A 14,389-nucleotide genomic window follows, 5' to 3' on the forward strand; every position below is an offset into this window, starting at 1 on the left:
CCCGAGCGTCCCGTCCGGTGCGACCTCAGGATGGGATCATGCCGAACCAGCCCCGACTGCGCGCCACTGTCCTCACCGCCGCCGCCGTACTGCTGTCCTCCTTGATGACCGGCTGCAGCGACGACTCGAAGGACGACGAGGATCTGACGGCCCAGAAGCTGAGCTGGAAGAACTGTCCGGCGCCGTCCGAGGCCGAGGGCGGCGGCAACGCACCCTCACCACTGCCCGGCGGTGCCGAGTGGCAGTGCGCAACCATGAAGGCCCCGCTCGACTGGGCGAAGCCCAAGGGCGACACGATCGGCATCGCGCTGGTCCGGGCGAAGACCAGCGGCGACCAGAGCCGGCGCATCGGCTCCCTCGTCTTCAACTTCGGCGGTCCCGGAGGCTCCGGCGTCACCACGCTGCCGGCCTTCGGCGACGACTACGCGAAGCTGCGCACGCGCTACGACCTGGTGAGCTTCGACCCGCGCGGAGTCGGGCGCAGCGCCGGCGTGAAGTGCGAGGACGACCAGCAGCTCGACGAGTACTTCCAGCAGGACGCGACGCCCGACAACGCGACCGAGCAGACCACGCTCCTCGACAACACCAAGCAGTTCAACACGGCCTGCGAGAAGAACTCGGGGAAGACCCTTCCGCACGTACGGACCACCGACGCGGCCCGCGACATGGATCTGATGCGGCAGGTACTGGGCGACACCAAGCTGCACTACTTCGGCATCTCGTACGGCACCGAACTGGGCGGCGTGTACGCGCACTTGTACCCCAAGAACGTGGGCCGGGCCGTCTTCGACGGTGTCGTCGACCCGACACAGACGGCCGAACAGAGCTCCCTCGGGCAGGCGAAGGGCTTCCAGCTCGCGCTCGACAACTTCGCCGAGGACTGCACCTCGAAGGTGGACGACTGCCCGGTCGGCGACACCGCACAGGCCGTCAAGGACCGTATCGCCAAGCTGCTGGCCGACCTCGACAGCAAGCCGATCCCCGGCGTCTTCCCGCGACAGCTGACCCAGACCGCCGCGACCAACGGCATTGCACAGGCCCTGTACTCCAAGGACTTCTGGGAGTACCTCACCCAGGGCCTCGAGCAGGCGTACGACGGTGACGGCAAGGTGCTGATGCTGCTGTCCGACTCGATGAACGGACGCAACGAGGACGGTCAGTACAGCAACATCACGGCGGCGAACATCTCCATCAACTGCGCCGACGACAAACCCCGCTACACCGCGGACTACGTGGAGGAAAAGCTCCCCCAGTTCCGGGCCGCCTCACCGCTGTTCGGCGACTATCTGGCCTGGGGCATGGTCAGTTGCACCGACTGGGCGGTGGCCGGCGCCGCCGACCACCCCGACGTGAGTGCGCCGGGGTCGGCCCCGGTCCTGGTCGTCGGCAACACCGGCGACCCGGCCACACCGTACGAGGGCGCGAAGAAGATGGTCGACGCGCTGGGCAGCGGAGTCGGCGTCGAGCTGACGTACAAGGGCCAGGGGCACGGTGCCTACGACAGCGGGAACAAGTGCGTGCACAGCGCGGTGGACGGTTATCTGCTGGACGGGAAGGTGCCGTCCGCCGGAGCCGTCTGCTCCTAGAAACTGCAGGTCAAAGCGTTATCCACAGGCCATAACGGTCGTCGGCCGCGGGCGCCTACTATGGCGTGCAAGTGATCCGCGACTTCGGGCGGGGCACGGGCGAGGGGGGAAGCTCATGACACGTTTCGCACGGTGGACGGCGGTGGCCGCCGCAGCGTTGCTGGTGGCCGGCTGCAGCGACGGCTCGTCGGATGACGCCAAGGACAAGAACAAGGACAGTGCCACCCCGCCGTCCGCGACGTCCCCCTCCGGTGCGTCGTCGGGGCTGCCGGCCGCGCTGACTTCCCAGAAGCTCGACTGGGGCGAGTGCAAGGCCACCGCGGACTCCCCCGCGCCGGGCAGCGTCTGGCAGTGCTCGACCCTCAAGGTGCCGCTGGACTACGCGAAGCCGGAGGGCGAGACGATCGGCCTCGCGTTGATCCGGGCCAGGGCCACCGGCGGCCAGAGCAAGCGGATCGGCTCCCTCCTGTTCAACTTCGGCGGCCCCGGCGCCTCGGGCGTCTCCACAATGCCGTCGTTCGCCGGCACGGCCGCCAAGCTCCAGCAACGCTACGACCTGGTGAGCTGGGATCCGCGCGGAGTCGCCGCCAGCGAAGGCGTGCGCTGTCGCGGCGACAAGGAGATGCAGGCCGCCGAGTCGGTGGACGCCACTCCGGACGACGCCGGTGAGGAGAAGGCATACCTCAAGGACGCGACGGACTTCGGCAAGGGCTGCGAGAAGAGCGCCGGAAAGCTGCTGTCGCACGTCTCGACGACCGACACCGCCCGCGACATGGACCTGATGCGCCAGGTCCTCGGCGACCAGAAGACGCACTACTTCGGCATCTCGTACGGCACGGAGCTCGGCGGTGTGTACGCGCACCTGTTCCCGAAGAACGTGGGGCGCGTGGTGCTGGACGCGGTCGTCGACCCCAGCGCCGACACCGTGGGTCACGCCAAGAACCAGACGCAGGGCTTCCAGCGCGCGCTGGACGACTACCTGAAGTCGACCGGCCAGGACCCGAAGCAGGGCTCTCAGAAGATCGTGGACCTGCTGAAGCGGATCGACGCGAAGCCGCTTGCCACGTCGACCGGCCGCAAGCTCACGCAGACGCTGGCCCTGACCGGCATCGTGCTGCCGCTGTACAGCGAGCAGGGCTGGCCCACCCTGACCAGCGCCCTGAAGGCCGCGGAGAACGGGGACGGTTCGGAGCTGCTGACCCTGGCCGACGGCTACAACGAACGGGACTCCTCGGGGCACTACGGCACGACGACGCATGCACAACGGGTCATATCGTGCCTGGACGACAAGCAGCGGCTGACGCCCGAGGAGTCGAAGAAGCTGCTGCCGGAGTTCGAGAAGATCTCGCCCGTCTTCGGCGACTTCATGGGCTGGGACACGGCGGGCTGGTGCCACGACTGGCCGGTGCCCGGTCAGCACGACACCCCCGAGGTCAGTGCGCCCGGATCGCAGCCCATCCTGCTGGTCGGCAACACCGGGGATCCGGCGACTCCGTACGAGGGTGCCCGCAAGATGGCCGACGAGCTGGGCAAGGGTGTCGGTGTGGAGCTCACCTGGAAGGGCGAGGGCCACGGGGCGTACGGACGTGGCAGCGCCTGCGTCGACTCCACGGTGAACAGCTACCTGTTGGACGCGGCGGTGCCGAAGGACGGGAAGGTCTGCGGCTCGTAGCCACCGCTGCCTGCACGTGGGCGGGCGCGCCCGCGGGTGCGGCTGCGGGCGCGACTGCGGGTGCGGCTGCGGGCACGACTGCGAGTACGGCTGCGGCTGCGGGCAACCGCGGGCTCGCACCCGGGCCGACCCGGGCAACGGAAAGAGGCCCGGCACCCATGGTGCCGAGCCCCTCCGGAGAAAGCGGATGCCTAGTAGACCGGCTTGTCCGGCTCGATCTGGTTGACCCAGCCGATCACACCGCCGCCGACGTGCACGGCGTCGGAGAAGCCCGCCGACTTCAGGACGGCGAGGACTTCCGCACTGCGGACACCCGTCTTGCAGTGCAGGACGATCTTCTTGTCCTGCGGAAGGGTCTCCAGGGCGGTGCCCATCAGGAACTCGTTCTTCGGGATCAGCTTGGCGCCGGGGATCGAGACGATCTCGTACTCGTTGATCTCGCGGACGTCGATGATCTCGATGTTCTCGCCGTCGTCGATCCACTCCTTGAGCTGCTTGGGAGTGATCGTCGAGCCGGCGGCCGCCTCCTGGGCCTCCTCGGACACGACGCCGCAGAAGGCCTCGTAGTCGATGAGCTCGGTGACGGTGGGGTTCTCACCGCAGACGGCGCAGTCCGGGTCCTTGCGGACCTTGACCTGGCGGTACTGCATCTCCAGGGCGTCGTAGATCATCAGGCGGCCGACGAGCGGCTCGCCGATGCCGGTGAGGACCTTGATCGCCTCGGTGACCTGGATGGAGCCGATGGACGCGCACAGCACGCCCAGCACACCGCCCTCGGCGCAGGAGGGGACCATGCCGGGGGGCGGGGGCTCCGGGTAGAGGCAGCGATAGCAGGGGCCGTGCTCGGACCAGAAGACCGAGGCCTGGCCGTCGAAGCGGTAGATCGAACCCCACACGTACGGCTTGTTGAGCAGGACGCACGCGTCGTTGACCAGGTAGCGGGTCGCGAAGTTGTCCGTGCCGTCGACGATCAGGTCGTACTGGCTGAAGATGTCCAGCACGTTCTCGGCTTCGAGCCGCTCTTCGTGAAGGATCACGTTCACGTACGGGTTGATGCCCAGCACCGAGTCACGCGCCGATACGGCCTTGGAACGGCCGATGTCCGCCTGGCTGTGGATGATCTGGCGCTGCAGGTTCGACTCGTCGACCTCGTCGAACTCCACGATGCCGAGGGTGCCCACGCCCGCGGCGGCCAGGTACATCAGCGCCGGCGATCCGAGACCGCCGGCGCCCACACAGAGCACCTTGGCGTTCTTCAGCCGCTTCTGCCCGTCCATGCCCACGTCGGGGATGATCAGGTGGCGGGAGTACCTGCGGACCTCGTCTACGGTGAGCTCAGAAGCGGGCTCGACCAGGGGTGGCAGCGACACGGGGACTCCGTTGGTCGGTCAATCACTACAATTGTTCTCGCTGTAACACTGCCACGCCCTTCTTCATTCCGAGACACCCGTTCCGATCCGCGAGACGATCTCGTCCCAGTAGCCGGGCATGGTCTCCCAGGGGTCGGCCCGGCCCCCGTGATCCGTGCGGTCGGTGAAATAGATCGTCGAGGCCCCCTGCCAGCGCGCGATGCGCAGCGCCTCTTCGAGATGGCCGCGGGGCACCCCGTGGACGAAGTGGCAGAACCGCTCGGGCGGGTAGTCGGCGGTCCACTCGGCCACCTGCGACCAGCGGTAGTCGCTCCAGGGGCCCGAGTAGGTCACCAACTGGTCGGCGTTCTCGGCGTATCCCGGATACGGGTGGGCGCCGTGGCCGAGCACGATGTGGGCGTCGTCGCGCAGCGCGCGCAGGGTGGTGACCGTGCGACGGATCTCGCCGAGTGCGGCGCGTTCGGTCGGGCAGCGGTCCAGGAAGAAGCCGTCCACCCGATACCAGTCGAGATACCGGTGCGCGTCGGAGACCAGTTCCCCGAAAGTGCGGGTGCCGTGGGCGACGTCGAGGTTCCCGAGCACGCGGACCCCCGCGTTGCGCAGTCGCCCGGCCGCCTCCAGGCAGTGCGGGTCGGGTCGCATGCCGGGCCCATGGGCCACATTCAGGACGACCCAGTGCAACGGGGTGCCGGGGCGGGTGAGTTCGCCCCACTCCAGCGGGGCCACGAGGGGGTGTGCATATCCGGGGATGCCGAAGCCGAGCCCTAAGTCCGTGCTCGCGGTGCCCGATGCGGTGCTGGTCAGATACGGCATGCTGCCTCCATCCAGATGTCGGCGAGGGATTCCTCCAGGTTGATCCGCGGTCGCCAGCCGAGCCGGTCGCGCGCGGTGCGCACGTCGGCCTGCTGCCAGCTGCCGCAGCCGTCCGGGTAGGGGTACGCGGCGGGGCCCGAGGGGTCCGGTTCGCTGCGGGGGTGGCCGATGGTCGCCCTGAGCGGGCCGGGCGGTCCGTCGAGTTCGTGCAGCGCGCCGCCGTAGCCGGCCACGCGGGCGAGGACGGCGGCGGCGTCACGGAGGCGGACGGCACGGCCGGAGCCGATGTTGATGACGCCCTGGGCCGCGGAGAGCGAGGCGGCGTGGACGGCGCGGGCGACATCGCGTACGTCGATGAAGTCGCGCTGGACGCCGAGGCCGCCGAGCTTGAGTTCGCCGTCGCCGGACTGCATGGCGCGGCGCATGGCCTCGGCGAGCCGGCCGAGCGGGGATCCGGCGGGGGTGCCGGGCCCCGCGGGGGAGAACACCCGGAGCACGACGGCGTCGAGGCCGGAGCCGAGGACCAGTTCGGTGGCGGCGAGTTTGCTGACGCCGTAGGGGCCGCCGGGGCGCGGTACGGCGTCCTCGGCTGTGGAGGAGCCGGGCTGGCTCGGTCCGTACTCGGCTCCGCAGCCGATCTGCACGAGCCGCGCTCCGCAACCGCTGCGGCGCAGGGCTTCGCAGACGGTGGCGACGGCGACGGTGTTGTGCCGGGTCAGTTCGCGGGCTCCGCCGCGGGTGGCGCCCGCGCAGTTGATGACCACCCCGGGATGCACCGCGTCGAGGAAGCGGGTGAGCGCGCCGGGGCTGCCCGAGGCGAGGTCGAACCGTACGTCGGCGTCGTCGCCGCGGCCGAGCGCGGTGAGCTGCACGGCCGGGTCGGCGAGCAGCCTGTCGGCGACGAAGCGGCCGAGATATCCGTTGGCTCCGATCAGCAGGACCCTCATCGGGCGGCTCCCGGGGCGGACTCTCCGGTTCGGGAGGTGATCATCTGGCGTTCTCCTTCAGGGGTGGTGCCGTGGATCGGGAGGAAGGCCCGCGGTGTCGGCCCCGCGGGAGAAGAGGGGGCTGCTCGGGACGGTTGCTGTGTCCCTCGCGGCCGGCACGGCTCACGACGGTGGGGGACGTCGAGGGCCGAGATTCGGGGTGCGGCTCACGACGGTGAGGGACGTCGAGGGCCGAGATTCGGGGTGCGGCTCACGACGGTGAGGGACGTCGAAGCCGGGGTTCGGGTAACGGCTCACGGCGGTGGGGCCGCCGGGGGCCGGGGTTCGGTCGTGGCTCACCGCGGCGAGGGCCGGAGTCCGCGTCGCCGCTCTCGGCAGTGGGGTGCCGGGGGCCGAGATTCGGTCGTGACTCGCGGCGGCTGGGGCCGGAGTCCGGGTCGCCGCTCACGGCACACGGGATGCCGGGGGCCGAGATTCGGTCGCGGCTCACGGTGTCGCTCCGGAGGTCGTCGCATGGGCCGAGGCGCGGGTCAGAGTGCGGGTGGCGTGGATCAGGAGGACGAGGGCGGCCGTACCGCACACCACGGCCGGGACGGCCCCGGGACCCCACGCGGCGACGAGGGTCTCGACGGGCGTGGCCAGGAACGAGCAGCCCGGGAGGCGGCCGGCGAAGACCGTGGCCAGGGCGGCCCCCTCGGCCACGCCCGCGGCGCCGAGGACCACGGCCGGAGCGTGGCCGAAGCCGTGCACGGTGAGCAGCCGGGCGAGCAGAAGCAGTGCGCCGAGGGATCCGGCGCCGGCATACGCGGCCGGCTCGCCCAGCGCCGCGCCGCACAGGGCGAGCAGCGCGGCCATCGCGCACAGGAACAGCCCGAACACCCCGAAGACCAGGGGCTGTACAGAGGCGGCGAACTCTTCGAGGCCGCGGCTCGCGGTCAGCCTGCGGCGGGCCCGTACGGCGAAGAGCCGGGCGCACCAGGCGGCGGGGGCGCAGGCCAGGGCGAGGGCCAGGACCGACGCGGTGGCCGGCGGCCAGAAGCCGTCGGGTCCGCCGTCCAGACCGGCGCTCAGCAGTCCGTCGCCGAGGAGGGCGTAGGCGAGGAGCCAGCAGGTCGATGTGCGGATGGAGGTTGTCGTACGGTTCGGGGCGCTGAGGGGACCGTGCCGAAGAGCCGCCCGGAGGCCGAGCGCCACGGCGAGGGCACCGGCCGCGGCCACGGCGAGGCGCGGCTGTCCGTCGGTCAGCCGCAGCCCGCTCACGGCTGCCGCGCACAGGGCGCCCGGCAGCAGTGCGAGCACGGCCCAGCGGGCGGACCTTCCTGGCGGACCGGCCTCCGCGGGCGGCGGCGTCGGCTCACCGTCGCGTGCCACGCGCGCGTACATCTCCTCGGCCAGGGAGAAGACGTCCCGGTGCCGGAAGCGCGCGGCGGTCCGGTCGGTGACGCCGTGCGCCTCCAGACCCGCGGCGATCTCCAGTGGGTCCACGGCTCGTTGGCACAGTTCGCGGTGCCGGTGCATCAGGGCTTTCACCGGGTCCGCGGCGCCGCGCCGGCCCGGGGACCTGCGCGCGCCACCGACGCGGCTCGCCTCCGGACCGACCCCGGCGACCCGGCCGGCCTCGACGGTTCCGACGACCCCGCCCGCTCCGCTCACCGCGTCGCGAGCCACACCCGTACCGCTGAAGCCGTCGCGAACCACACCCGTACCGCTGAAGCCATCGCGAACCACACCCGTACCACTCAAGCCGTCGCGAACCACACCCGTACCGCTGAAGCCATCGCGAACCACACCCGTACCACTCAAGCCGTCACGAGCCACACCCTCGCCCCTCCCCCCATCGCGAACCACGCCCGTACCCCTCCCCCCATCGCGGGTTCCGCCCGGACCACCCGCCGTGTCGTCGGCGCTGCCGCCCCGGCCCACCCCCACGTCCACGCCGGCGCTCCCCAAGCCATCCCGTGATCCGTCCGTGTGTGCGTCCGTCTCGCTCACCCCCGCCACAAGCCACTCCTCCGACCGTGTGTCCCAGGAGCCGGGGCTGTTCGGTCTGCCCGGCCGGTCCAGTTCGCCCAGCTCGCTCGTCACGCGCCCTCCCCCGCCGGGATGCGCACCGTGGCGCGTACCGGCGCTCCCGCCGCCCAGCGCGGGCGGCCCGCGGCCATGAGGCGGCCCTCGGTCCAGCGACCGGGCACGTGGGCCTCGGCCGGCACGCCGAAGGGCAGGGGTTCCCCCGCCTCGTCGACGACCATGCGCCGCACCGGGGAGTGCGAGACGATCTCCAGGTAAATGCCGCGAAATGCCGTGATGTTCTGCTCGACGGTGAAGAGTTCAAGGGCTCGCGCGCGGGCGGCGGCGCCGAGGCGCGCACGGCGCTCGGGATCGCGCAGCAGGGCCACGCACGCCTCGGCGAGCGCCCGCGGATTGCGCGGCGGCACCACCAGCCCCGTACCGCCGATGACTTCGACGACCGCGCCGACATCCGTGGAGACGGTCGCTCGGCCGCAGAACATGGCCTCGACCAGGCTGATCGGAAAGCCCTCGACGACGCTGGACAGCACGACGACGGCGCCCGCCGCGTACGCCTCGGGCAGGCTCGGGACCTCCGGGCCGCCGATCTCCTCGAAGGACACGGGGTTGTCGCCGACCGCGTGGACGCCCTCCGCCTCGTCGGGGAAGAGCTGTGCGGCGAGGGCCTTGCAGTGGCCGAGGTAGGCCGTGCCCTCGGCGCCCGCGGCCGCTCCGACGATCCGCAGACGCGTCTTCGGCTCCTCCTTGCGGATCTCCGCGAAGGCGTGGAGGAGGGACATCAGATCCTTGGCCGGTTCGATCCTGCCGACCCAGACCAGCGTGTCCGGGTCGGCGCTTGCGGCGCCCTCCACGCCCTCGCCCACCTCGGCGAAGCGGGCGGCTTCCATGCCCGGGTAGACCGTGCGGAGCTTGGCGCGGTCGGCGCCGCAGCGCTCCTGCCAGCGACGGGCGTGCGTGTTGCCGGGCGTGACGAGGACGGCCCGGCGGTAGACCTCCGCGGCCAGCCTGCCGTGGAAGGCGGCGAGCAGCGCCCGGACCGCGGGGGGCGCCTCACCGGACGCCAGGTAGTGCGCCCGCAGTTGTACGCCGTACTCCGTGACCAGCAGCGGTACGCCGGAGAAGTGCCGCGCGAGCAGGCCGGGCAGGGCCGCCGAGCCGCCGGCCGCCGCGTGGCACAGATCGACCGAGCCGAGCCCGTCGTCCTCGTACCAGTCGAGGGAGAGGGGGCGCAGCGCCCGTTCGAAGTGGGCGGCGACGGCAAGCAGGTCGGGCACGCGGGCGGTGCGGGCGGAGCGGAGTGCGCCGGGAGCACGGCAGGCGCTCTCCAGGGCGCGCACGGCGGCCTCGGAGCGCAGGGCGCCGACCAGTCCGCCCTCGTCGCGGGCGAGTTCGGCGAGTGCGTACAGGGCGTTGCCGAAACGGTCCGCCTCAACGCCGTCAAGGGCTTCCGAAACCCCGCTAGCCCCCTGGGCATCCGCGGTCCCGAGTGCGCCGCCCGCGCTTCCCGGTGAGACGCCTGCGCTCCCGAGTGAGGTGCCCGTGGTCCCGAGTGCGGCGCCCGCGCTCCCCCGCAAGGCGTCCGTCCCCGGCGCCCCCGTCCCGCACACCGCGGCGGCCAGTTCGCCGTACGCCTCCGCGAAGCGCCGGCGCGCCCGCCGCCCGTGCACCACCCCGTCGTCCTCGGCCGTCCACAGCGGTGCCGTACGCACCCGGCTGACCTGCGGCGGCAGTTCGATCCAGCCCTCGTCCTCCTGCCGCTCGCTGCGGCTGAGCGCGTAGATGTCGAACTCATGCTGCTCGAGCCCGCGTACGAGCCGGTCGCACCAGAGCCTGGCATCACCGCTCACATACGGATAGCCACCCTCCGTAAGCAGTCCGATGCGCACGAGTGCACCCCCGATCTCCCGTATGGGGAGCCGCCGTTGACCCGGCGGCTCGCAGCGGGACGAACGTATGCGGACATGACGGTGGCGCGACGGACGGTTGTCCATCGCGCCACCAAAAGGGGTGAACGGTCGTAACTTTCCCGGACGGATCGCGTTCCGTCGCGCTAAGGGATCAAGCAGTTACGTTTCGTGAGGTCACGGGCGTCTCCGGCGAGCGCCGCCGGAAAACCTCCGGCTACACCACCGCCAACTCGCGTCGGACGGTGCGGCGCTCCGCCGCGACCGCCGGATCGAGCGCCGGTACGGCGGCGAGAAGCTGCCTCGTGTACGGGTCCCGCGGGGACTCGTACACCTCGTCGGCGGGTCCGTGCTCGACGACGCGTCCGCGCCGCATGACCGCGACCCGGTCGCTGACCTGGCGCACGACCGCGAGATCGTGTGCCACGAACACCAGGGCGAGCCCCAGTTCGCGCTGCAGCTCGGCGAGCAGGGCGACCACCTGCGCCTGGGTGGTGACATCGAGCGCGGAGACGGGCTCGTCGCACACGATGGCGCGCGGCTCGGCGGCGAGCGCCCGCGCGATGCCGACGCGCTGGCGCTGTCCGCCGCTGAACTCGTGCGGGTACCGGTCGTAGTGCGCCTCTTCGAGCCCCACGCGCTCCAGCAGATCCCGTACGCGCCCCCGGATGCGCTCCTCACTCAGCTCGCCCCGCGCGCGCAGCGGATCGGCGATCGACTCGCCCACGCTGCGCCGGGGGTTGAGGGAGGAGACGGGGTCCTGGAAGACCATCTGCACGGCCGGGTTCACGCCGGACTGCGCACGCCCCTCGTACCGGACCGACCCGGCCGTCGGCTCCAGCAGACCCACCAGCATCCGGCCCAGTGTCGTCTTGCCGCTGCCGCTCTCGCCCACGACGCCCAGGGTCTCGCCCCGGTGAATCACGAGCGACACGTCGTCCACCGCGGCGAACCGCCCCTTGCCACGGCCGAATTCGCGCCGCAGACCGACCGCTTCGAGCACCACTTCGTCCGAAGGCTTCGCGGCTTCGGCCCGCGGCACGTCGACGCGCGGCACCGCACCCAGCAGTTCCCGGGTGTACGACTCCTGCGGCGCGCCGAGCACCGCGGCGACCGGCCCGTGTTCGACCGCACGACCGTGGCGCATGACGAGCACGTCGTCGACGCTCTCGGCGGCGACCCCGACGTCGTGCGTGACCAGCAGCAGTCCCAGTCCGGTCTCCTCCCGCAGGGTGTGCAGGAGGTCGAGGATCTGGGCCTGGACGGTCACGTCGAGCGCGGTGGTCGGCTCGTCCGCGATCAGCAGTTCCGGTTCGCAGGCCAGGGCCATGGCGATCAGGGCCCGTTGGCGCATCCCGCCGCTGAACTCGTGGGGTCGGGAACGGGACCTGCGTGCCGCGTCGGCGATCCCCACCCGGTCGAGCACCTCCACGGCACGCGCGCGTGCGGCCCGCCGGGACGTCCGCGTGTGCACCCGGTACACCTCGGCGATCTGGTCGCCGACGGCGTAGTACGGGTCGAGGGACGACAGCGGGTCCTGGAAGACCATGGCCGCCTTCGCGCCGCGCAGCCGCCGCAGTTCGTCGTCGGAGGCGGCTCCTACGTCCACACCGGCCACCCGCACCGAGCCGTCGACGCGCGCTCCCGTGCCGCGGTGCAGCCCCAGCATGGCGGACGCGACCGTCGACTTGCCGGAGCCGGACTCGCCGACCAGGGCCAGCGCGGCGCCCTTCGCCAGCCGGAAGGAGAGCCCGTCGACGGCACGCAGGCTCCCGAACGCGACCGAGAGACCGGCGACGTCCACCAGGGCGTCGCCGGGACGGTCGCCGCGGCTCCCGCCGACATTCACCGAGCTCATGCGAGTACCACCCGTCGGTCGGCCACCGCGTACAGGACGTCCGCGACGGCGTTGGCGAGAACCACGAAGAAGCCGACGACCAGGACCATGCCGACGACCACCGGCAGGTCGACGACGTTGACGGCGTGCACCAGTTCCTGGCCGATGCCGGGCAGTCCGAAGAGCGTCTCGGTGAGCACCGCGCCGCCGACCGCCGAGCCGACGTTGTTGGCGTTCAGCGCGATGACCGGCGCGAACGCCCCGCGCAGCGCGTGCCGCCCGATGATCGACCGCTCGCCGACGCCGTACGCGCGGAAGGTGCGGATGTGGTCCTCGGCGAGCGTCTCCAGCATCGACGCCCGGGTCAGCCGGGCGAACGCGGCGGCCTCGATGAGGGCGAGCGAGAGCCAGGGCAGCAGCAGGTTCCACGCCCACTGCTCGGGATCGTCGGTGAAATTGACGTACTGCGGGAAGGGCAGCAGTTGCAGCTGGCCGCAGACGACGATCATCAGCACCAGACCGATCACGAACACGGGAGTGGCCACGCCCGCGAGCGTGATGCCGGTCAGCACGCGTTCGGTGAGCCGGCCGCGCCGCCACGCGGAGAGCACGCCGGTGCCGACGCCGAGGACCAGCCACAGCACCATCGAGCCGAACACCAGCGACAGGCTGACCGGCAGCTTCGTCAGGATCAGCTGCGTGACCTGCTGGTCGGTCCGGTACGACAGGCCGAGGCAGGGCGCCGAGCAGTGCTGCACCGACGTACCCGTCGAGTAGTCCTGGCCGGCGAAGATGCCCTGCAGGAAGTGCCAGTAGCGCACGTACAGCGGGTCGCCGAGGTGCAGTTGCTGGGCGACCTGGTGGACCTGGACCGGCGAGCAGCGCGGGCCGCAGGTGATCTGGGCGACGTTGCCGGGGGTGGCGTAGAAGACCACGTAGATGATCACCGAGATGGCCAGCAGGGTGACCACGGTGCCGATGGCGCGGCGCAGCACGAAGCCGCCGAAGCCGTTCACTTCTTGACCTCCGTCGTGGCGCTCGCGTCCGCCGCCGTGTTGCCCGCGACGGCCGTCTCAGTACTCGGATCCGCCGTCCCGATACTCGGATCCGCCGTCGCGGCACCCGCGCCGGCCGACCCGGCTCCCGCACCCACCGTCGCGGCACCCGCGTCGGCCTCCGCGTCCGCCGTAGCGGCGACCGCGACTGCGACCGCGCCCGTGACCGCGCCCGCGTCCGCCTTCGCCTCGCGTTTGCGCCCCGTGCCGACGCGCAGCCGTGAGGCCGCGCGCGGGTCGAGTGCGGTCCGTACGCCGTCGCCCAGCACGGTCAGCGCGAGCACGGTGATCAACAGCGCGCCGGCCGGCAGCAGCAGGTACTGCGGCGCCGCCTGGTACCAGACGTCGGCGGCGGTGAGCATCTGTCCCCACGACGGCGTCGGCGGCTTCACACCGACCCCGAGGAACGACAGGGCGGCCTCGACGGTGATGTTCTGCGGCACGAGAAGGGCGGAGTAGGTGATGACGGGCGCGGCAAGGCCCGGCAGCAGTTCGCGGCGGGCGATCCGCCAGGCGCCCCAGCCGCTGAGCCGGGCGGCGGAGACGTAGTCGAGCCCCTTGAGGGTGAGTGTCTGGGCGCGCACGATCTTCGCGATGCTGCCCCAGGCGATCAGGCCGATGACGAGCGCGACCAGCACGGGCCGCGGGAAACTGCCGGGCACGATGGCCAGCAGCGCCAGCGACATGATCATCAGCGGCATCGCGACGATGATGTCGGTGGCGCGGCTCAACAGTTGATCAACCCATCGGTTCCCGAGCGCGGCCGCGACGCCCACCACGACACCGATGAGGACCTGCACCAGCGTGGCCGCCAGCGCGACCCCCAGGGAGACCCGGGCGCCGTACACCAGCCGTGCGAACAGATCGCGTCCGGTCTGCGGTTCGACGCCGAGCCAGTGGTCGCCGCTGATGCCGCCGAGCGATCCGACGGGGACGCCGCCGCGCGCCGAGTCGATCAGCGAGGGGTGGTACGTGGTCGGGTCCTGCCCCTCGATCGCGGTGAGCAGCGGCGCGCCGAGCGCGACCAGGACGAGAAGCGTGACGACGACTGCCGCGACGAGGGCGGCGCGCTGCGCACGCAGCCGCCGCCAGAACTGTCGGGCCCCCGAGGCGGGGGCGAGCACCAGTTCGGTGCCCGCCCCGGCAGCCTCCGAGGCCACAAGGGCCTCACTCATCG

The 14,389-nt window shown here is 71.7% G+C and carries 10 protein-coding genes; 2 read left to right on the top strand and 8 right to left on the bottom strand.

Going from position 1 to position 14,389, the window contains the following annotated elements:
• Positions 1 to 38 precede the first annotated feature (38 nt).
• Together ACFVYF_RS34035 and ACFVYF_RS34040 are read left to right on the top strand one after the other, a co-directional pair.
• The gene (locus ACFVYF_RS34035; RefSeq protein WP_389461646.1) at positions 39 to 1,586 is read left to right on the top strand and encodes an alpha/beta hydrolase; all 1,548 of its coding nucleotides are present in this window, start codon (positions 39 to 41) and stop codon (positions 1,584 to 1,586) included.
• 115 nt (positions 1,587 to 1,701) lie between these two features.
• Positions 1,702 to 3,258, top strand: coding sequence for an alpha/beta hydrolase (locus ACFVYF_RS34040; RefSeq protein WP_389461648.1), 1,557 nt, complete (start codon positions 1,702 to 1,704; stop codon positions 3,256 to 3,258).
• A gap of 191 nt (positions 3,259 to 3,449) precedes the next feature.
• Here the strand turns inward: ACFVYF_RS34040 and moeZ are convergent, their stop codons facing one another.
• The 8 genes from moeZ to ACFVYF_RS34080 all read right to left on the bottom strand — a co-directional run bounded on the left by moeZ (position 3,450) and on the right by ACFVYF_RS34080 (position 14,387).
• A complete protein-coding gene (gene moeZ / locus ACFVYF_RS34045) occupies positions 3,450 to 4,628 on the bottom strand; it encodes an adenylyltransferase/sulfurtransferase MoeZ (RefSeq protein WP_389461650.1) in 1,179 nt (392 codons plus the stop codon).
• Between the two features lie 63 nt (positions 4,629 to 4,691).
• Positions 4,692 to 5,441 carry a spherulation-specific family 4 protein gene (locus ACFVYF_RS34050; RefSeq protein WP_389461652.1) on the bottom strand — a complete coding sequence of 250 codons (750 nt, stop codon included), beginning with the start codon at positions 5,439 to 5,441 and terminating at the stop codon, positions 4,692 to 4,694.
• The gene (locus tag ACFVYF_RS34055; RefSeq protein ID WP_389461653.1) at positions 5,429 to 6,388 is read right to left on the bottom strand and encodes an NAD-dependent epimerase/dehydratase family protein; all 960 of its coding nucleotides are present in this window, start codon (positions 6,386 to 6,388) and stop codon (positions 5,429 to 5,431) included. Before ACFVYF_RS34055 ends, ACFVYF_RS34050 begins: the two co-directional genes overlap by 13 nt.
• Positions 6,389 to 6,874: 486 nt before the next feature.
• Entirely contained in the window at positions 6,875 to 8,116 is a 1,242-nt protein-coding gene (locus ACFVYF_RS34060) for a hypothetical protein (RefSeq protein ID WP_389461655.1), read from the bottom strand.
• 353 nt (positions 8,117 to 8,469) lie between these two features.
• The gene (locus tag ACFVYF_RS34065) at positions 8,470 to 10,302 is read right to left on the bottom strand and encodes a DUF3492 domain-containing protein (protein ID WP_389461657.1); all 1,833 of its coding nucleotides are present in this window, start codon (positions 10,300 to 10,302) and stop codon (positions 8,470 to 8,472) included.
• 235 nt (positions 10,303 to 10,537) lie between these two features.
• Positions 10,538 to 12,178 (bottom strand): dipeptide ABC transporter ATP-binding protein, encoded by a 1,641-nt coding sequence (locus tag ACFVYF_RS34070; protein WP_389461659.1) that lies wholly within the window; start codon positions 12,176 to 12,178, stop codon positions 10,538 to 10,540.
• Entirely contained in the window at positions 12,175 to 13,173 is a 999-nt protein-coding gene (locus ACFVYF_RS34075; RefSeq protein ID WP_389461661.1) for an ABC transporter permease, read from the bottom strand. Before ACFVYF_RS34075 ends, ACFVYF_RS34070 begins: the two co-directional genes overlap by 4 nt.
• Positions 13,170 to 14,387: an ABC transporter permease gene (locus ACFVYF_RS34080; protein ID WP_389461663.1), complete on the bottom strand. Its 1,218-nt coding sequence runs from the start codon at positions 14,385 to 14,387 to the stop codon at positions 13,170 to 13,172. The genes ACFVYF_RS34075 and ACFVYF_RS34080 overlap by 4 nt, the downstream gene beginning before the upstream one ends.
• Between the last annotated feature and the right edge of the window lie 2 nt (positions 14,388 to 14,389).

The organism is Streptomyces sp. NPDC058274 (assembly GCF_042881375.1).
In the GTDB taxonomy this organism is placed as follows: Bacteria; Actinomycetota; Actinomycetes; order Streptomycetales; family Streptomycetaceae; genus Streptomyces.